Consider the following 20,084-nt stretch of genomic DNA (forward strand, 5'->3'; position numbering starts at 1 on the left):
AGCTTCGAGACATGCCCGTAACCGATTCGTTATCCCGCTTCTGGGGAACCGGCCGATACCGAGCAGCCGCGACCCGCGCCGCAGCCGTGACCGCCCTCGTCGGCGCGTCCATGGCCGCCCTCGCCGCCACCGGCCCCGATGCCGCCCACGACACCGTGGCCATCGCCAACGCCTCCGCCGCCGACGACATCCAGTTCACCGCCTTCACCCCGCGCGAGGCCCAGCAGCCGCAGATCGTGCCGCAGGAGGTGCTGGACTACCTCAACGGCCTCAACATCCCGCTGCCGCCGCTGCCGCCGCTGCCCGGCATCCCGGCACCGCGCCCGGCCACCGTGCGACCCGTCGACGGCCCGCTGACCTCCGGCTTCGGCATCCGCTGGGGCGCCATGCACGCCGGCATCGACTTCGGCGACGGCTTCGGCACCCCGATCCGCGCCATCACCGACGGTACCGTGATCGAGGCCGGCCCCGCCTCCGGCTTCGGCCTGTGGGTGCGTGTGCAGCAGGACGACGGCACCATCGGCGTCTACGGCCACATGCAGGACATCCTGGTCGGCGTCGGCCAGCAGCTGCGCGCCGGCGACGTGCTCGCCACCGTCGGCAGCCGCGGCTACTCCACCGGCCCGCACCTGCACTACGAGGTGCACACCGCCCCCGGCGCGCCCATCGACCCGATCGGCTGGCTGGCCGGCCGCGGCGTCGACTTCGGGTTCGCCCCCGCGGACTAGACCCACCCCAACCCCCCGACCACTCCGAGCACCGATGAGGGATGCACGGATCGGTTTGTGCGACAACGTCGTCCGCACGATGGAGAACGGCCCCGGCGCTACCGCCGGGGCCGTTTCTCATACCCGGGTACGGGGTCGCCACACCACCGCCGGGGGACGTGAACCAGCGGATCGCGAACCTACCGTCAGCCCCATGACCACGCTCGATCGCCCGACGCTCGCGCCGCTCACCGACCTCGCCCCCGCCCGCCGACTGCACCGGCCCCTGCTCGCCACCACCGCCGCCATGGCCGCCCTGGCCCTGTTCTCCCTGTGCGCCATGGTCTTCGACGACCGCGTGCTGCTCGGCGAGACGGTGTGGCTCAAACCCCTCAAGTTCGCCATAGCCATGGTCCTGTACTGCGGCACCCTGGCCTGGCTGGTGTCCTTCCCGCACCGCGGGCAGCGCCTGACCTGGTGGATGGGTACCGTCTTCGCCGGCACCGCCGTCGCCGATGTCGGATTCGTCGTGGTGCAGGCCGCGCGCGGCACCTTCAGCCACTTCAACACCCAGACCGACGCGTTCAACACCATCGGCCAGAAGGTGTTCATGATCGGCGTGCCGGGCCTGTTCCTGGCGAATCTGGTGATCGCGGTGACCCTTTCGTGGCAGCGCGTCACCGACCGGCCCACCTCGATGGCCATCCGCGCGGGCCTGGGAATCGCGGTGTTCGGAATGGCGCTGGGCTACCTGATGGGATACAGCGGCAAGCAGCAGACCACCGACGCCTACGGACGCCCGATCACCCTGGTCGCGGGCCACACCGTCGGGCACGGGCAGTCCGACGCGGTCCGCGACGGTATCGCGACCGTGCCGATCACGCACTGGAGCACGAACGGTGGTGACGTGCGGATCGCGCACTTCGCGGGCCTGCACGGCATCCAGCTGCTCATCATCGCCGCCATCGTGCTGACCCGCCTCGCCCCCACCGTGGGGTGGCTGCGCGCCGAACGCACCCGCGCCCGGCTGATCGGGGTGCTCGCGCTCGGCTACAGCGGCCTGGTGGCGACGCTGCTGCGGCAGGCGCTGCGCGGGCAGCCCGTGACCTCGCCCGATGCCGAAACCCTCACCGCGCTCGGCCTTGTCGCCGCCGTCACGGCCGCGGGGATCGCGATCGTGTACGCGCTGAGCGGACGCACCGGCGGGGTCAGCGCAGCCGCTCGGCCTCGCGGGTCAACGCCACCAAAGTCGCGGTGAGATCGGCGAGTTCGATCATCTCCGCGCCCTCGGAGACCGCGGTGGCCACATCCTCGGCGGCACAGCGGGCGGCGAACCAGCGGTCGGACAGATCCGACACCTCCTGTGCGCTCAGGACCACCGAATCCTCGGGAATACCGGTGCCCTTCACACTGTTCCGATGCTCGTACGCCCGCTGGCGACACGATTGCCGGCAGTACCGGCGGCGGCGTCCGATCTCCGATTCGGCGATCTCCCGCCCGCACCACTGGCAGCAGGACAGCACGCGTCGAGACATGGTCCGAGACAATAGCGGTTTCCGGCCCCGACCGGGTGCAGTGGCACGCCGCAGCAAACCGGGCGACCCGCACGGGTAGGATGGCAGGGTTCTCCCCACGGGAACCGAAACGTGCGTGGCTACGTTGACACTACGTACCGCAGCTGCAGAAACACTGAAGTAGAACATTGCCGACAGGCGAGAAGGGACCGCACTCATGGCAGATCGCGTACTCCGGGGGTCTCGGCTCGGAGCGGTGAGCTACGAGACCGACCGCGACCACGACCTGGCGCCGCGTCGGATGGCGCGGTACCGCACCGACAACGGCGAGGAATTCGACGTCCCGTTCGCCGACGACGCCGAAATCCCCCCCACCTGGCTGTGCCGCAACGGCCAGGAGGGCACGCTCATGGAGGGCACCACCCAGGAGCCCAAGAAGGTCAAGCCGCCCCGCACCCACTGGGACATGCTGCTCGAGCGTCGCAGCAAGGAAGAGCTCGAGGAGCTGCTGCAGGAGCGCATGGACTTGATCAAGTCCCGCCGGCGCGGCTAGCCGCACAGCGACACGACGACACGGGTCCCCCGCACCACCGGTGCGGGGGACCCGTTCTGTGTCAGGGGGTCAGTGAGGTGGGCCGTACTGGGCGGCAAGCAGATTGGCGACCAGATCGCGACGGCTGCGCACCCCGGACTTCTCGAAGATCGACTTCAGGTGCTGCTGCACCGTCAGCGGTGAGACCACCAACGCGTCGGCGATCCGCCGGGTCGAATTGCCCGCCAGGACCAGGGCCGCGATCTGGTGTTCGCGCGGGGTCAGCGGGTAAGCGGCCAGTTTCAGCGGCGCGATCTCCGGGGCGCGGGCCGGTTCGAGGATGACCGCGATGGGTCCCTCGGGGTCCGCGCCCGGATCGGTGTGCAGCCGGGAGGCGTGGGCCACCAGCCAGCGACCCGACCGGGTGCGCAGTCGAACACGGGGCACCGCAGGCGAATTCGGATCCAGTTCCAGACTGCGCAGGCGCACGGCGACCGCCACGATCGCCTGCGGCAGCGTCTCGCGCGCGGGTTGGTCGGCGAGCTCGGCCAGGAGAACGCTCGCCTCGGGCGTGCGGGCCAGCACGGTCCCGGCGTCGTCGAGCAGCAGCAGGCAGGGCGGGGGCGGCCCGTCCGCACCTGTCTCCACCTCCGACAGCAGTACCGCCGCGCGCAGACCCTCGGCCAGATGCGCGGTCATGGCGTGCACGAACCCGACCTCGTCGGCGCGGAAGCCCTCCGGCGAGGGCTCCCGGTGCAGGCACAGCACACCCCAGCAGCTCGCCCCCGTCCGCAGCGCGGCGCGCAGTTCGTCGCCCATGCCGAGCGGAGCGAGGATGTCGCGATAGCGGGCGCTGGCCTCGGGGGCGCCTCGGGTGGCGTCGAACAGGGTCCGGACCGGGTCGGGGGCGCCGGCCAGCGCCCGGAAATGGTTCACGTCGTCGTCGAGGAACTCGTTGGCCAGGAACAGGGGCGTGGCCGCGGCGGGAATCTCGTCGATGACCGACCCGGTGAACAGGACGGTGGCCGGGTCGGTGGTGGCCGCCCAGTAGGCGGCGATCGGAACGGCCGCCCGCAGCGCGGTCAACGATTCGGTGAGAACCGTGCCCGCGTCCAGCCCGGAATGGCACAGGCGGACGATCTCACGCCGTGCCCGATCCGTCGATCGGTGCTGCCCCACCATCTCAGGCTACGGCCGGGCCCACACCCACGGGATACCAGTTTTCTGGAATGTTCCCGGCGGCCGCGAGCGCGCACAGTCGGTACGAGGGCTCACCGCGAGCCCCGACCATCGATCGAGGAGTGATCATGTCCGAGTCGAACAAGGCGCTGATCGAGCGCTTCGTGAACGAATTCTGGAATGCGGGCCGACTGGCGGCGGCCGACGAGCTGATGGCCCCCGACGTCGTCATCCACGCCCCCGAGGTCGGCGGGATCGAGGGCCTCGAAGCGTTCAACACCACCCTGCGCACCGCCTTCCCCGACTGGCATTCGACCCTGGAAGAGGTGGTGGCGGAAGGTGATCGGGTGGCCGAACGCTGGACCGGCCGCGGCACCCAGCTCGGCGAGTTCCAGGGAATTCCGGCGACCGGCCGCACGGTGGTGGTGCCCGGTGTCGTGTTCTACCGCGTGCGCGACGGCCGGATCAGCGAATTCCGTGGCTCTTTCGACATGTCCGGCCTGCTGGGCCAGCTCGGCGCACTGCCGCAGGCCCAGCCTGCTCAGTGACTGGCGACCTTGCGGTACTGCACCAGGGCCAGCGGCACCGCGATCGCCAGGATGCCCACCGAGCACAGGATCGAGTACTCGACGCAGTGGTCGGCGGCCCAGCCGGTGGCCGGGGTGAACGAGGGCGGTGACCCGTTGCCGAACAGTTTGCGCCCGGCCGCCGACACCGCGGTGATCGGATTCCAGGCGGCCACCGTGCGCAGCGGACCCGGCAGCGTCTCCCCGGAGATGAACGCCGAGGAGATGAACGTCAGCGGGAAAAGCCAGATGAGCCCGGCACTCTGGGCCACCTCGACGCTCGGCGACATGAGCCCGGTGATCGCGCCCACCCACGACATGGCGAAGGCGAACAGCAGGATGACGGCGAACGCCAGCACCGCGTCCATGATCGCCCCGTTGATCCGCCAGCCGACCACGTACCCGCACGCCACCATGACCGCGAGCGCCAGGATATTGACCACCAGGTCGGACAGGGTGCGGCCCATCAGCACCGCCAGCCGCGACATGGGCAGTGTCCGCATCCGGTCGATGATGCCCTTGTGCAGGTCGTTCGCCAGGCCGACGGTGGTGAACGCCGCGTTGAAAGCGACTGTCTGCGTGAAGATTCCGGCGAGCAGGAACTCCCGATACTGGCTGCCGCCCAGGGACGCGCCGAAGATGTAGGCGAACAGGAACACGAACATCAGCGGCTGGATGGTGGCGGTCACCAGCAGGGTCGGCACGCGCAGGATGGTGATCAGGTTGCGATAGGCGACGATGGCGCTGTCGCGCACCACCCGCGGTAACAGGATGGCGGGCCCCTCACCGGCCGGGCGGACGTTCCGCTGCTCGGCGGTGGCCGCTGTCTCCTCGCCCGGAGGCGCTTCCGGGTCGGCGGGCAGGGTCGTCACGACAGGATCTCCTCTTGAACTGACTCGGTGGCGGGCACATCGATCGTGCGGTCGGCGGATTTGCCGGTGAGAGACAGGAATACGTCGTCGAGGCTGGGCCGGTGCACGGTCGCGTCGAGCACGTGCACACCGACGTCGTCGAGGCGGCGCAGCGCTTCGACCATGGTGCGGGTGCCGTCGCTCACCACCACGGTCAGCCCGTCGGTCGACTCGTCGTACTCGGGTTCACCGATGCCGACCCCGGCCAGCACACGGCGGGCGGGGGCGGGATTCTGGCCGGCGGCCAGGGTGACGGTGAGTTTGTCGCCGCCGATGGAGGTCTTGAGTTCGTCGGCCGACCCGCGGGCGATGACGCGCCCGCGGTCGATGACGGTGATGCGGTCGGCCAGCAGGTCGGCCTCTTCCAGGTACTGGGTGGTGAGCAGCACGGTGGTGCCGTCGTCGACGAGTTCGCCGATGACGCGCCACATGTCCAGTCGCCCACGGGGATCCAGCCCGGTGGTGGGCTCGTCGAGCACCACCACCAGGGGTCTGCACACCAGCGCCCCGGCGAGGTCGAGGCGCCGCGCCATACCGCCGGAGTAGGTGCCCGCCCGGCGCCCGGCCGCGTGGTCGAGGCCCAGCGCCGACAAGAGCTCGGTGGCGCGGTCGGTGGCTTTCTTGTGGTTCATGCCGTACAGCCGGGCCACCATGCGCAGGTTCTCGAAGCCGGACAGATTGGCGTCGATGGCCGCGTACTGACCCGACAGACCGATCCGGGTGCGGGCGCGGGCCGGATGCTTCAGCACGTCCACGCCTGCCACCTGCACCGAGCCGGAGCTCGGGCGTAAGAGGGTGGTGACGATGCGCACGGTGGTGGTCTTGCCCGCGCCGTTGGGCCCGAGCAGTCCCATCACGGTGCCACTCGGGATCTCCAGATCGATCCCGTCCAGCACCCGGACCTTGCCGTAATACTTCACCAGCCCTTGGACTTCCACGGCCAGACTCATCGCGTTCCCTCCCGCCGGGCTTCGATCTCCGCCAGCTGTTCCCGCAGCACCGGCCCGATGACGGCGAGGGATTCCGGCGTGGTCATGCCGGCGTGCGTGCAGCGCACCAGCTGGTCGTGCACCACGCCGGTGACGTGGGACTGCCAGGCCGCGGCGCAGCGCGCCGGGTCCGCCCGGTTGATCTCGTCGTCGGCGGCGGTGAAGAACACCAGGTCGCCGTCGAAGACCCGCGGCCGGAAGCCGTGCGCCTGGGCCGTGCCGTTCTCGTAACCGGTGTAGAGCCGTTCCAGGTGTTCGATCGTGAGCGCCGCGAACGGCCCGGAGCGGCCGCGCAGCAGTTCGGCCGCCTCCTGCAGGGTCACGCGCGGATCGATGTCGGCGTCACCGCCGAGCAGGTCGGATCCGAATTCGGCGATGATCGAGGCCACCGTCGGCATGGCCTGCTCGAGCCACCGGTCGGAGAGCTGGTAGCTGTCCATCATGCCGAGCAGCGCCACCTCGTCGCCGCCCTCCTGCAGCTGCACCGCCACCTCGTGGGCGATGAGCCCGCCCAGCGACCAGCCCAGCACATGGTAAGGACCCTCCGGCTGCACCGATTTCATGTGCGCCACATAGTATTTCGCGGCTTCGGCGATGGTCCGGTGGCTTTCCTCGCCCGCCACGTGCGGCGCCTGCAGGCCGTACACCGGCCGTTCGGGCGGCAGGTGCGACAGCAGTCCGGCGAAGCACCAGGACAGGCCGATCGCCGGATGTACGCAGAACAGCGGCGGCACCGTCGAATCCGTGCTCGGGCGCAGCGGCAGCACCGCGCCGAGCGCCGCGCTCAGCGCCGCCCCGACGTCGCCCTCGGCCGAGGACAGGCGGGCGGCGATGGCGGCCGGCGTGGATTCTCCGAACATGGCCTGCACGGGCAGGTCGATCCCGGCGGCCCGCAACTGCGCGACCACCTTGGTGGCCAGCAGCGAGTTGCCGCCGAGTTCGAAGAACCCGTCGTCCACGCCGACCTGGCGCTCCGCGCCGAGGCCGAGCACGTCCGCGAAGGCCGCGCACAGGGCCGTCTCGATCGGGCCGGTCGGCGCCCGGTAGCCCTCGCGGGCCGCGAACACCGGTTCCGGCAACGCCTTCCGGTCCAGTTTGCCGACCGGCGACAGCGGCACCCGGTCCAGCAGCATGATCGACTGCGGCACCATGTAGTTGGGCACCAACGCGGCCATGTGCGCGGTGAGTTCGGCCGGGGTGGGCGCGGTTCCGGTGCGCGGCTTCACGTAGGCCACCAGCGCGGTGGACCCGGCCGTGGTGCGGTGGCCGATGGTCGTCGCGAACTCCACCGCCGGGTGCTTGGCCAGCGCCGCGTCGATCTCGCCGAGCTCGATGCGGAAGCCGCGGATCTTGACCTGATGGTCGGTGCGGCCCACGTAGTCCAGATCCCGTGCGCTGCCGTCGCGTTCGAGCCAGCGGACCAGGTCGCCGGTGCGGTACATGCGGGCGCCCGGCTTGCCGAACGGGTTGGCCACGAACCGCTGCGCGGTCAGGCCCGGGCGGCGCAGGTAGCCGCGGGCCAGGGCCGCGCCCGCCAGGTGCAGTTCACCGGTGACTCCGGCCGGGGCCGGGTGCAGGCGCACGTCCAGGACGGTCGCGCCGACGCCGCGGATGGGTCCGCCGATGGTGATCGGCCCGCCGGGCGTCAACGGCTGCGAGATCACCGTGACGATGGTGGTTTCCGTCGGCCCGTACACGTTGTACAGCTTGCGGCCGGGAGCCCACCGGGTGACCAGGTCCGGCGGCAACGCCTCGCCGCCGACCAGGACGTGCCGCAGCGCGGTCGCGCCCGCCGGGTCGACGGTCCCGAGCGCCGAGGTGGTGATGAAGGCGTGGGTGATGCCCTCGTCGGCGAACACCTTCCCCAGCTCCTCGCCGCCGACCACGCCGGGCGGAGTGATGACGAGGGTCGCGGCGCCGCCGAGGGCGAACAGCAGGTCGAGCATGGCGGCGTCGAAACTCGGTGTGGCGAAGTGCAGCACGCGGCAGCCGGGTCCGACGTCGAACCGCTGCGCGGTCTCGGCGGCGAAGTTGGACAGGCCGCCGTGGGTGACGACGACGCCCTTCGGGATGCCCGTGGACCCGGAGGTGTAGATGACGTACGCCGGGTTGTCCATGCGCAGCGGCGAGGTCCGCTCGCTGTCACGGATGGGCGCGTCGGAGGTGGCCAGCACGCGACGCCGGAACGACGGCGCGTCCAGCACGGTCCAGTTGGCGCCGTCGGGCATGCGCCCGCGGTGTGTGGACAGGGTGATGCCCACGGCCGCACCGGAATCCAGCAGCATGTGGCTGATCCGCTGCTCCGGGTACCCGGGGTCGACGGGCACGAACGCGGCGCCGGCCTTGGCGATGGCGAGGGTCACCGCCACCGATTCGGCCGACCGCGGAATGCCCATGGCGACCAGGGTTTCCGGTCCGACGCCGTAGCCGATCAGGACCCGGGCGAGCCGGTTGGTCCAGCGGTCGAGGGCGTCGTAGGAGATCTGGGTGCCCGCCGAGCGGACCGCGATGGCGGCCCGGTTCAGGTTGGCGGCGGCCTCGAACACCTCCGGGAAGGTGATCGGCAGACCGGGTTCCGCGCCGCGCACCGGCGCCAGGGCCGTCCACTCGGCGGCGTCGAGCAGGTCAAGATCACCGATCGCGGTGCCCGGGTGCCCGGCGGCCGCGCCGAGCAGCCGCACGAACCGCTGGGCCAGTCCCTGGGCGGTGTCCTCGTCGAAGAGGTCGGCGGCGTAGTTGACCGAGACGGTGATGCCGTCGGGTTCGCGTGCCGCGGTCCAGGATTCGGTGAGGGTGAACTGCAGGTCGAACTTGGCGATGCCGGGGTCGGCGTCGTCGGCCTCGATGCGCAGACCCGGCAGTTCGAGCACCCGCACCGGCTGGTTCTGCACCGACAGCATCACCTGGAACATCGGGTGATGCGCCTGCGAGCGGACCGGGTTGAGCACCTCGACCAGTCGCTCGAACGGCACGTCGGCGTGCGCGAACGCCTCCAGGTCGGTGTCGCGGACCGTGCGCAGCAGATCGGCGAAGCTGGTGCCGCCGTCGATGCTGGTGCGCAGCACCAGGGTTCCGACGAACATGCCGACCAGCCGGTCCAGCGCGGGGTGGCCACGTCCGGCAATGGGCGTGCCCACGGCGATGTCGTCGCCCGCGGTCAGTCGATGCAACAGTGCCGCCAGTGCGGCGTGCAGCACCATGAACATGGTGACGCCGTGTTCGGCTGCCAGCGCCTGCAATTCGCGGTGTGTGAACGGGTCCAGCCCGCATTCCACCGTGCCGCCGCGATAGGTCGGGGCGGGCGGGCGCGGCCGGTCCGACGGCACCGCGAGCAGCTCGGGCAGACCGTCCAGGGCGCGCCGCCAGTAGCCGAGCTGGCCGCTGATCACCGATTCCGGATCGTCCTCACGGCCCAGCACATCCTGCTGCCACAGCGTGTAATCGGCGTACTGGATGGGCAGTTCGGGCCATTCGGGGGCCTGCTTGGCGACGTGCGCCCGGTAGGCGGCGGCCACGTCGGCCGCGAGCGGTTGCAGCGACCAGCCGTCCATGGCGATGTGGTGCACGACCAGCACCAGCACGTGCTCGGTCTGGTCGCCCGGCAGCCGCAGCAGGGCCGCGCGCAGCGGCACGCTGGTGGCCAGGTCGAAGCCGCCGGCGGTGACCCGGCGGATCTCGCCCGGCACCTCGGCCTCGGTCACGGTCCGGATCGGCAGCCCGACGGTGGCCTCGCCCGGTTCCAGGATCTGCTGGCACGGTTCGCCGTCGATCTCGGGGAACACGGTGCGCAGCGTCTCGTGCCGTTCCTGCACCTGGTGCAGGGCCGCGCGCAGGGCCGCGACGTTCAGTTCGCCGCGCAGGCGCAGGGCGACCGGAACGTTGTAGGCGCCCAGCGCTTCCCCGTTCTCCACGGAGGCGTTGAACTTCTCCAGGAACCACAGCCGTCGCTGCGCCGCCGAGAGCGGGATCCGCTCGGGTCGGGTGCGCCGGCGCGGTTCCGGACGCAGGTCGTCCGAGGCGGAGCCGGCGTCGAGCGCGGCCGCGAGACCGGCCACGGTCGGGGCGGCGAACACGGCCCGCACCTCGAGCCGTACCCCGGTGGCGGTGGCCAGCCGGGCCACCAATTGGGTGGCCAGCAGCGAGTTTCCGCCGACCTCGAAGAAGCTGTCGTCCGCGCCGATCCCCGGCGCACCGACCAGTTCCCCTATCACCTCGGCGACCAGGCGCTCGGTGTCGGTCTCCGGTGCGCGCGAGACCGAGGCGAGCGGCGTCGCGGGCGGCGGCAGCGCGTCGCGGTCCAGCTTGCCGACCGGGGTGAGCGGAATGCGGTCGAGCACGGTGAGCGAACTCGGAACCATATGCGCGGGCAGGTGTCCGGCGCAGTGGCCGCGCAGCTGCTCGAGGTCGGGCGTGCCGCCGTCGGCGGGCAGCACGAACGACACGATGCGCCGCACGCCCGCGATCTCGCGGACCTCGGTGTGCGCGAAGCGGATCGCGGGATGCGCGGTGAGCACGCCGTCGATCTCGCCGAGCTCGATGCGGAAGCCGCGCACCTTCACCTGGTGGTCGGTGCGACCCAGGTAGACGATGTCGCCGTCGGCGCTCCAGCGCACCACGTCACCGGTGCGGTAGATCCGTGATCCGGGCGGCCCGTACGGGTCGGCCACGAAGCGGGCCGCGGTCAGCTCGAACCGTTCGAGATAGCCACGCGCGCAACCCTGTCCGCCCAGGTACAGCTCGCCGGGGACGCCGACCGGGACCGCCCGCAGGCGTTCGTCGAGGACCAGGGCCCGCGCGCCGCGCACCAGCTTGCCGATGGTGATCGGCTCCCCGACCGCCAGCGGTCCGGCGATAGTGGCGACGACGGTGGTCTCGGTGGGCCCGTAGCCGTTGAACATCATGCGGCCGGGAGCCCAGCGCGCCACCAGTTCCGGACCGCAGGCCTCGCCGCCGACCATGACCGACCGCAGGTGCGGCAGCGGCCAGCGCTCGCGGTCGATGGTGGCCAGCGCGGCCGGGGTCATGAAGGTGTGGCTGACCTGTTCGCGGTCCATGAGCGAGGCCAGTTCGTCGCCGCCGTACACGTCGGGCGGGACGATGATCATGGTCGCGCCGGCCCCGATCGCCAGTAGCAGGTCGAGTATGGCGGCGTCGAAGCTCGGGGACGCGAAATGCATGGCCCGCGAGTCCCGTTCGACCCGCATGCGCTCGCGGATCTCGTCGGCGAAGTTGGACAGGCCCCCGTGGGTGACGGCCACGCCCTTGGGTTTTCCGGTCGAACCGGAGGTGTAGACGATGTAGGCGAGGTCCCCCGTCCACAGGGCGGCGGTGCGGTCGGCGTCGGTGATCGCGGTCTCGTCGAGCACCTCGAGCACTTCGAGCAGCTCGGGGTCGTCGAGCAGCAGCCAGTCCACCGGGTGCTCCCCGGCGGCGGTGTGCAGCGCGGCCGCGTGCTCGGTCATGCTGATGCCGACCCGGCAGCCGGAGTCGGAGAGCATGTGCCGCACCCGATCCGCCGGATAGTTCGGGTCCACCGGGACGAACGCGGCGCCGCACTTGGTGACGGACAGTGCCGCCAGGACCGATTCCATCGAGCGGGTCAGGCCGAGCGCGACCCGGTCGCCGGGGCCCAGGCCGCGATCGATCAGGGCCCGCGCCAGGCGGTTCGAGTAGATGTCGGCTTCGCGGTAGGTCAGTTCGGTCTCGTCGAGACGCAGGAACACCCGGTCCGCGTTGAGGTGCGCGGTGGCCGCGAAGTAGGCGGCCAGGCTGCACTGCGGTTCGGGCACCGGACCCCAGGCGGGGGTGAACATCTCGCGCTCGAGTTCGGTGCGCGCGTCGATGTCGCGGACCCGCACCTGCGCGTCACCGGTGACGGCCTCGAACACCTGGACCAGGCGTTCGGCCAGGACGGTCACCGTCTGCTGCTCGAACAGCTCGGCGGCGTAGACGAATTCGAAGACGCGTTCGTCGGCGGCGAGGCCGGGCAGCACCCGCAGTTCCAGATCGAACTTGGCCAGCGCGATGTCGAGTTCCTCGGCGTGCAGCGACAGTCCGGGCAGCCGCAGCACGGGCGCCGGGGTGTCCTGCACGCTCAGCGCCACCTGCAGCAGCGGGCTCGCGCCGAACCGGCGGTGCCGGTCCTCGCCGGAATGCAGTTCCTCCACGACCCGCTCGTAGGGCACCTCGGCGTTGGCCATGGCGGCCAGTTCGGTGTCGCGGTCGGCCTGCAGCAGTTCGGCGAAGGTGTGGTCGGGGTCCACGTCCGAACGCAGGATCAGCGTGTTGACGAACATGCCGACCAGGTCGTCGAGGCGGGTATCGGAGCGCCCGGCGATCGGGGTGCCGATGACGATGTCGCGGCCACCGGTGACCACCCGCAGCATGACGGCGAGGGTGGAGTGCAGCACCATGAACAGGCTGACGCCGTGCGCCCGCGCGACCTCGCCGAGCCTGCGCTGCAAGGCTTCCGGCACCTCGAACCGCACCGTCCCGGCCCGGCCGGTGGGTTCGGCCGGACGGGGCCGGTCGTAGGGCAACGGCAGTTCCTCGGGCAGGTCGGCCAGGGCGGCCCGCCAGTAGGCGAGCTGCGCGGCGGCGGCGCTCTCGGCGTCGGTGTCGGCGCCCAGGATCTCGCGCTGCCACAGGCTGAAGTCGGCGTACTGCACCGGCAGCGGCGTCCACGCGGGGGCCACGCCGCCGTGGCGGGCGGCGTAGGCGATGGCCAGGTCCTGGGTCAGCGGGCCCAGCGACCAGCCGTCGGCGGCGATGTGGTGCAGCGCGATGCCGAGCAGGTGCCGGCGGGTTCCGGTGCGCAGCAACGCCATGTGCAGCGGGATCTCGTGCGCCAGATCGAAGCCGCGCCGGGCCAGCGAGCGCAGCGCATTGCGGGCGCCGACATCGTCGGTCTCGACGACCTCGGGCACCGGAAGGCAGCCCGCGGTGTCGAGGACGACCTGGTAGGCGCCCTGCTCGTCCGCAGGGAAGACGGTGCGCAGTACCTCGTGGCGTTCGACCACGTCGGCCAGAGCGGCCCGCAGGGCGTCGATGTCCGGATCGCCGTCGATCCGCAGCACGAATGCGATGTTGTAAGCACTGGATTCGGGGGAATATCTGTTGAGGAACCACAGTCGCTGTTGCGGCAGCGACAGTGGTACGCGCTCCGGGCGCGGCGAGTGCACAGCCAGCGCGACACGCTGCGCCCGGGGCGCACCCGCGAAGCCGGGAGTAGTGACAGCCGCCAGACGTACGGCCACCCCGGCCACAGTGGGCGACTCGAAGATGTCGCGCACCGGCAGCTCCACCCCGAATTCGGCGTACAGGGCCGCGGTGAGGCGGGTCGCCAGCAGCGAGTTGCCGCCGATCTCGAAGAAGTTGTCGTCCACGCCGGGCGCGATCCCGCCCAGGATCGAGCCGAACGCCAGCGCGACCTGCTGTTCCAGTTCGGTTTCCGGAGCGCGGGAGGCCGCGGCGGCCATGAACTCGGGCGCGGGCAGCGCCTTGCGGTCCAGCTTGCCCGACGGGGTGACGGGCATGGCGTCGAGCACGGTCAGCGCCGAGGGCACCATGTAGCCGGGCAGCCGTCCGCGCGCGGTGCCGAGCACCTGGGCCGCGTCGAGGGCGGTGTCGGCGGTGAGATAGGAGACCAGGCGCGGGATTCCGCGCTCGTCGTGGTGGACGAGGGTGAGCGCGAACGTGACGCCCGGGTGCGCGGCGAGCACGTGGTCGATCTCGGCGAGTTCGATGCGGAAGCCGCGGATCTTGATCTGATCGTCGGCGCGGCCCAGGAAGCGCAGCTGCCCGGCGTCGTCGGCGACCACCAGATCGCCGGTGCGGTACATGCGTTCGCCGCGGCGGCCGTGCGGGTTGGCCGGGAAGCGTTGCGCGGTCAGGGCGTGCCGGCCCAGGTAGCCGCGCGCCAGGCCGGGGCCGGACAGGTACAGCTCCCCCGCCACGCCCGGCGGCACCGGGTGCAGGCGGCCGTCGAGCACGAACAGCCGCATTCCGCGCACGGGCAGGCCGATCGGCACCGGCTGCCCGGCCACCATGGGTCCGGTGGCGGTGGCGGCGACGGTGGCCTCGGACGGGCCGTACATGTTGTGCATGCGCCGGGCGGGCTTCCCGGGCCGCGATTCCGGCGCGGTCCACACCGTCACCAGGTCCTCGGGGCAGGCCTCGCCGCCGACGATGACGGCCTCGAGTTCGGGCAGGTCGGCGGCGGGTACGGTGCCCAGGGCGGCGGGGGTGACGAACGCGTGCGTCACGTGCTCCTCGCGCAGGATGCGCGCGAGCTCCTCACCACCGAAGACGCCCGCCGGCGCGACCACGATGGTGGCGCCGGCCGCGAAGCCGAGCAGCAGCTCCAGCACCGAGGCGTCGAAGCTGGGCGACGAGAAGTGCAGGGTGCGAGCCGAATCGGTGACCTTGAACAGGTGCATCTGCTCGTGCGCCAGCGAGGCGATGCCCGCGTTGGTGACCACCACGGCCTTGGGCTTGCCGGTGGAGCCGGAGGTGTAGATGAGGTAGGCCGGGCCACCGGTGCGCAGCGGGTGGTGCCGTTCGATGTCGGTGACCGCGGTGTCGGGGAACTGCGCGCATTCCGTGCCGAGCTGTTCGGAGCCGAGCAGCAGCCAGTCCACGTAGCTCTTGCGGTGCCGCCCCCGGTTGCCGGGCCAGGTGGTCGGCATGTCCGCGCGCCGTTCGGCATTGGTGATACCGAGCATGGCCCCGGAGTCGGCGAGCATGTGGGCGATGCGGTCCGACGGGTAGTCGGGGTCGATGGGCACGTAGGCGGCGCCGGTCTTGGCGACCGACCACACCGCGAGGATGCTGTCGAGGCTGCGCGACAGCGCGACGGCGACGACCACCTCGGGCCCGGCGCCGTGCTCGATCAGCACCCGCGCCAAGCGGTTCGAGCGTTCGTCGAGTTCGCGGTAGGTGGTGTCCTCGCCCAGGTAGCGCACGGCCACCGCGTCGGGGACGCGTTCGGCGGTGTCGGTGAGCAGCCGCGCCAGGGTGGTGGCGGGTTCGCCGGGCGCACCCATGATGGGCACCAGTCTCGCGGTCTCGCGCACGTCCAGCAGTGGCAGATCGCCGACCGGCAGCGCGGGTTCGGTGACCGCGGCGGCCAGCAGCGCGCCGAAGCGGCGGGCGATGGCCGCGACCGTGGCGTGGTCGAAAACATCGGCGGCGTAACCGAATTCGGCCGACATCTCGGCGTCCTCGGCCGGGGCCCCGGCCGGGTCGTGCACGGTCAGCTGCAGGTCGAACTTGGCGACGTCGGTGGCCATCGGCACCACTTCGCTGTCCACGCCGGGCAGGTCGACGCGCGTCTCGGGCCCGTTGTCGTAGGACAGCATGACCTGGAACAGCGGGTGCCGGGACGCGGACCGCTCCGGGTTGACCACCTCGACGAGCCGCTCGAACGGCACGTCGGCATTGGCGAAGGCGTTGAGGTCGGTGTCGCGGACCTCGGTGAGCATGCGGTCGAATCCGGCGGCCGGATCCACCCGGGTGCGCAGCACCAGGGTGTTGACGAACATGCCGACCAGGTCGTCGAGCGCGGGATCGCTGCGCCCGGCGATCGGCGTGCCGATGGCGATGTCGGCGGTGTTGCACAGGCGCGAGAGCACCACGGCCAGCGCGGCGTGCAACACCATGAACGTGCTGACGCCGCGGTCGTGGGCGACGGTGGCCAGGGCGCGGCGGACCTCGGCGGGGATGGTGAATTCGACGGTCCCGCCGTCGGTGGACCGCTGCCGCGGACGCGGACGGTCCAGGGGCAGGTCCAGCTGGTCGGGCAGGTCGGCGAGGGCGGCACGCCAGTAGGCCAGCTGCCGGGCCAGGGCGCTGGCCGGATCGGCTTCGTCGCCGAGCAGTTCCCGTTGCCACAGCGCGAAATCGGCGTACTGCACCGGCAGCGGCGTCCACACCGGGGCCTCGCCCCGGGCGCGGGCGGCGACCGCGGTCATCAGGTCGCGGGTGAGCGGGTCGATCGACCAGCCATCACCGCTGATGTGGTGCAGCACCACCAGCAGCAGGTGGGTGTCGGGGCCGGTGCGGTACAACGCCACCCGCACGGGGGCCTGACTGCGCAGGTCGAAACCGTACCCGGCGAATTCGGTGGCCAGCGCGACGGCGTCGGCGTCCGCGTCGATGGGGTCGAGGGTGAGCGGGATCTCGGCCGCCGGGTGGATGAGCTGGCAGGGCCCGTCGGGGGTGTCGGGGAAGGTGGTGCGCAGGCTCTCGTGCCGTTCCAGCACGTCCACCAGTCCGGCGCGCAGGGCCGGAATGTCCAGCGGCCCGGTCAGTTTCACCGCGAACGGCATATTGTAGGCGGCCGCGTGCTCGGCGAACCGGTTGAGGATCCACAGCCGCTGCTGGGCCAGGGACAGCGGAATCTGCTGCGGCCGTGGCCCGGCCGTCAGCAGCGGCTCGGGGCGCGCGGTCCCGTCGAGCCGCGCGGCGGAGAGCCGGGCGGCGAGCGCGGCCACGGTGGAGGTTTCGAACAGGTCGCGAATGGTGAGCGAGACGCCGAGCGCGGCATTGACGCGCGCCATGGCGCGGGCCGCGGTCAGCGAGTTGCCGCCCAGGTCGAAGAAGCTGTCCTGGACGTCGAGTTCGTCGGTGCCGAGCACCTCGGCGAAGATGGCGAGGAGCTGGCGTTCCATATCGGTGCTGGGCTCGGCCACGGGTCGGTCGGGCCGTCGGGCCCCCGCGTCCGGCTCGGGCAGCGCCTTGCGATCCACCTTGCCGTTGGCGCTCAACGGTAGTTCGTCGATGACCATCACGACCGAGGGCACCATGTAGCCGGGCAGGGTGCGGCGCAGCCCGGCGGTGAGCTCGATGGGGTCCAGCACCTCGACGCCGGGGCCGGCGACCGCGTAGCCGACCAGTTCGTCGCCGCCGCGGCCGCGGCGGGCGACGCACACCGCGCGCGCGACCCGGGGGTCGGCGAGCAGGGCGGCCTCGATGTCGCCGAGTTCGATGCGCAGGCCGCGCACCTTGACCTGGAAGTCGCTGCGGCCCAGGTACTCCAGTACGCCGGAGTGGCCGCTGCCGCGCCAGCGCACCAGGTCGCCGGTGCGGTACATGCGGGCGCCGGGGGTGAACGGGTTGGCCACGAACCGGTCGCCGGTGAGGGCGGCGCGGCCCAGGTAGCCGCGGGCCAGCTGCACGCCCGCCAGGTACAGCTCGCCGACCACGCCGGGGGCGACGGGCTGCAGGCGGGCGTCGAGGACGTAGGTGTGGGTGTTCCAGACGGGCGCGCCGATCGGCACGTCGGTGCTGCCGGGCGTGCAGTGCCAGGCGGTGACGTCGACGGCGGCCTCGGTGGGTCCGTAGAGGTTGTGCAGTTGCGGCGCTTCGGGTCCGGTGCCCAGGGCGGCGTGGAATTCGGCGACGGTGGCGGCGGGCAGCGCCTCACCGCTGCAGAACACCCGTACCAGGCCGGTGCAGCCGCTCACCTCGGTGTCGGTGAGGAACACCGACAGCATGGACGGCACGAAATGGGCCGTGGTGACGCCCTTCTCGGCGATGACTCGGGCCAGGTAGGCCGGGTCGCGGTGGCCGTCGGGGGCGGCGATGACCAGGCGGGCGCCGATCTGCAAGGGCCAGAAGAACTCCCACACCGACACGTCGAAGGTGGCGGGGGTCTTCTGCAGCACGACGTCGGAGGTGTCGAGCGGGTAGGCGTGCTGCATCCAGCGCAGCCGGTTCACGATGGCGGCGTGGCTGACGCCGACGCCCTTGGGCTTGCCGGTGGAGCCGGAGGTGAAGATGACGTACGCCAGGTGGTCGGCGCGCAGCGGGGCGGTGCGGTCGGCGTCGGTGACCGGTCGGCCGGAGTGGGCGGACAGATCAGCGGTGTCGATGTCGAATCGCGGTGCGAGATCGGGCAGTTCGACGCCGTCGGCGGCGGTGGTGAGCACGCACAGCGGCCGGCCCTGCTCGAGGACGGCGGCGATGCGGTCGGCCGGGTGGTCGGAATCGATGGGCAGGTAGGCCGCGCCCGCCTTGACGACGGCGTACATGCCGACCAGCAGGTCGAGGCTGCGGCGCATGGCCAGGCCGACCAGGGTGTCGGGGCCCGCGCCGCGCGCGACGAGTTCGCGCGCGAGGCGGTTGGCGCGCTCGTCGAGCGCGCCGTAGGTGAGGGTCTCGCCCTCGAAATCCAGTGCGATCCGGTCGGCGGACATGGCTGCCCGGTCGGCGAACAGCCCGGCCAGGGTGCCCTCCTGGCGGGCGACCTCGGTCGAATTCCATTCACGCAGGACGCGGTCGCGTTCGACATCGGTGAGTACCGGCATGTCCACGACCACGGATTCGGGTGCGGCGGAGACGAATCGGCCCAGGTAGTCCAGGAACCGGCCGTGGTGCATGGACAGTTCGGCGTCGCCGTAGAGGCGCGGGTTGGCCTCGAAGTCGATGTGGGTGCGGTCGCCCAGGCCGTTGTAGAGGTTGATCGAGAGGTCCTCGACCGGGCCGGTGGACAGCACGTTGATCGAGCCCATCAGGCTGCCGAACTTCAGCTCGCTGTGGAAGAGCATGAGGTTGACCATGGGCCCGAAGAAGCCGCGCGAATCGCGTGAGTAGCCGCAGTCGCGGCGGATGTCGTCACTGCGGTAGCGCTGGTGGCGCAGCGCGCCGGTGATCTGTAACTCGACGGCGCGCACGGTGTCGGCGACGGTCTCGGCGCCGGTGAACTGCACGCGGATGGGCACCACGTTCGACACCACGCCCGCCGAACGCCGCAACGCCACCGTGGTGCGCGCGGAGACGGGCAGGCTGAGCACCACGTCCTGGGTGCCGGTGACCGCGCGCACGTAGCCGGCCAGGGCGGCGACGAACAGCGCGGAGGTGTTGGAGCCGAATGCGGTGGCGGCGGCCTCGATAGCGGCCTCGACCTCGGGCGTGAGCACCGCGGTGGCGCTGCGGCGACCGGCGTCGGAGATCGGGGCGACGGTGCCGTTGGCCGACAGCGTGAGGGGTTCGCCGACGCCGGCGAGCTGGGCGCGCCAGTAGTCGCAGTCGGAGACGAAGCGGGTGGTGTCGCGGTAGCGGTTCTCGTCGCCGTAGATGGTGGCCAGCGGCGTGGCGCGGGAGACCGTCGGTTCGGTGTGATCCTCGAGCGCGGTGTAGATCTCGGCGGCGCGGGTGGTGGCGTTCATGGCGCCGTAGCCGTCGATCACGATGTGGTGGCCGCGGGTGTACCAGATCCAGTCGGCATCGCCGATCTGGATCACCACATTGGTGGTGAGCGGGTCGCGCTCGATGTCGATGGGCGAGCTGGCGTGCTCGTTCATCCAGGCGTGGGCCGCGGCGCGCGGGTCCGGCTCGCCGCGCAGGTCGACCCGGGCCCAGCCGGGGCGCCGGTTGAGGTCGACCACCTGGTGCGGGACGCCGTCGATCTCGAGCAGGCGGACGTGGCCGACCTCGCTCTCGGCGCCGAAGCGTTCGATGGCGTAGAGCAGGCGGCCGACATCGAGGTCGCCGTGGATCTCGACGAACTGCGCGATGGTGAGGGGGATGTCTGGCCTGATCCGCTGGGCGTACCAGAGGGCTGTCTGCGCCGGGGAGAGCACGAAAGGTTGGGCCGAGAATTCACCCGAAGAACATTGGTCGACACGGTCGGTGGCCAATGAACTCATCAAACACTCCGTTCTGACGCTGTAGACGCAACTCCCC

Annotated in this window: 9 protein-coding genes; 4 read left to right on the plus strand and 5 right to left on the minus strand. The window is 71.4% G+C overall.

The window, feature by feature from the left end; all coding sequences use genetic code 11:
• The first annotated feature begins 11 nt into the window (after positions 1-11).
• Together ACFYTS_RS11935 and ACFYTS_RS11940 are read left to right on the plus strand one after the other, a co-directional pair.
• The gene (locus ACFYTS_RS11935) at positions 12-728 is read left to right on the plus strand and encodes a M23 family metallopeptidase (RefSeq protein WP_387303313.1); all 717 of its coding nucleotides are present in this window, start codon (positions 12-14) and stop codon (positions 726-728) included.
• Between the two features lie 193 nt (positions 729-921).
• Positions 922-1,965, plus strand: a complete 1,044-nt coding sequence (locus tag ACFYTS_RS11940; RefSeq protein ID WP_387303316.1) for a hypothetical protein — start codon at positions 922-924, stop codon at positions 1,963-1,965.
• On the opposite strand, the gene ACFYTS_RS11945 is transcribed toward ACFYTS_RS11940, so the two are convergent.
• Positions 1,916-2,242, minus strand: a complete 327-nt coding sequence (locus ACFYTS_RS11945; RefSeq protein WP_033086730.1) for a hypothetical protein — start codon at positions 2,240-2,242, stop codon at positions 1,916-1,918. The genes ACFYTS_RS11940 and ACFYTS_RS11945 overlap by 50 nt on opposite strands.
• Before the next feature lie 196 nt (positions 2,243-2,438).
• Between ACFYTS_RS11945 and ACFYTS_RS11950 the strand changes: the two genes are divergently transcribed.
• A complete protein-coding gene (locus ACFYTS_RS11950; protein ID WP_213555785.1) occupies positions 2,439-2,774 on the plus strand; it encodes an RNA polymerase-binding protein RbpA in 336 nt (111 codons plus the stop codon).
• A gap of 69 nt (positions 2,775-2,843) precedes the next feature.
• Here the strand turns inward: ACFYTS_RS11950 and ACFYTS_RS11955 are convergent, their stop codons facing one another.
• Positions 2,844-3,932: a response regulator transcription factor gene (locus ACFYTS_RS11955; RefSeq protein WP_387303320.1), complete on the minus strand. Its 1,089-nt coding sequence runs from the start codon at positions 3,930-3,932 to the stop codon at positions 2,844-2,846.
• 128 nt (positions 3,933-4,060) lie between these two features.
• Between ACFYTS_RS11955 and ACFYTS_RS11960 the strand changes: the two genes are divergently transcribed.
• Entirely contained in the window at positions 4,061-4,480 is a 420-nt protein-coding gene (locus tag ACFYTS_RS11960; RefSeq protein WP_387303323.1) for an ester cyclase, read from the plus strand.
• Here the strand turns inward: ACFYTS_RS11960 and ACFYTS_RS11965 are convergent.
• The 3 genes from ACFYTS_RS11965 to ACFYTS_RS11975 are packed head-to-tail and all read right to left on the minus strand — an operon-like array spanning position 4,474 to position 20,047.
• Positions 4,474-5,370 carry an ABC transporter permease gene (locus tag ACFYTS_RS11965; RefSeq protein ID WP_387303326.1) on the minus strand — a complete coding sequence of 299 codons (897 nt, stop codon included), beginning with the start codon at positions 5,368-5,370 and terminating at the stop codon, positions 4,474-4,476. The two genes, ACFYTS_RS11960 and ACFYTS_RS11965, sit on opposite strands and share 7 nt — an antisense overlap.
• Positions 5,367-6,359: an ATP-binding cassette domain-containing protein gene (locus tag ACFYTS_RS11970; RefSeq protein WP_387303329.1), complete on the minus strand. Its 993-nt coding sequence runs from the start codon at positions 6,357-6,359 to the stop codon at positions 5,367-5,369. Before ACFYTS_RS11970 ends, ACFYTS_RS11965 begins: the two co-directional genes overlap by 4 nt.
• Positions 6,356-20,047, minus strand: coding sequence for an amino acid adenylation domain-containing protein (locus ACFYTS_RS11975; RefSeq protein WP_387303332.1), 13,692 nt, complete (start codon positions 20,045-20,047; stop codon positions 6,356-6,358). The genes ACFYTS_RS11970 and ACFYTS_RS11975 overlap by 4 nt, the downstream gene beginning before the upstream one ends.
• Between the last annotated feature and the right edge of the window lie 37 nt (positions 20,048-20,084).

This window comes from Nocardia sp. NPDC004151 (assembly GCF_042874235.1).
Taxonomy (GTDB): Bacteria; Actinomycetota; Actinomycetes; order Mycobacteriales; family Mycobacteriaceae; genus Nocardia.

Bases quoted from the DNA above. Each gene is read 5' to 3' on its own strand.
- ACFYTS_RS11970 (WP_387303329.1), bottom strand. From the start codon at position 6,359: ATGAGTCTGGCCGTGGAAGTCCAAGGGCTGGTGAAGTATTACGGCAAG.
- ACFYTS_RS11960 (WP_387303323.1), top strand. From the start codon at position 4,061: ATGTCCGAGTCGAACAAGGCGCTGATCGAGCGCTTCGTGAACGAATTC.
- ACFYTS_RS11945 (WP_033086730.1), bottom strand. From the start codon at position 2,242: ATGTCTCGACGCGTGCTGTCCTGCTGCCAGTGGTGCGGGCGGGAGATC.
- ACFYTS_RS11940 (WP_387303316.1), top strand. From the start codon at position 922: ATGACCACGCTCGATCGCCCGACGCTCGCGCCGCTCACCGACCTCGCC.
- ACFYTS_RS11975 (WP_387303332.1), bottom strand. From the start codon at position 20,047: ATGAGTTCATTGGCCACCGACCGTGTCGACCAATGTTCTTCGGGTGAA.
- ACFYTS_RS11935 (WP_387303313.1), top strand. From the start codon at position 12: ATGCCCGTAACCGATTCGTTATCCCGCTTCTGGGGAACCGGCCGATAC.
- ACFYTS_RS11950 (WP_213555785.1), top strand. From the start codon at position 2,439: ATGGCAGATCGCGTACTCCGGGGGTCTCGGCTCGGAGCGGTGAGCTAC.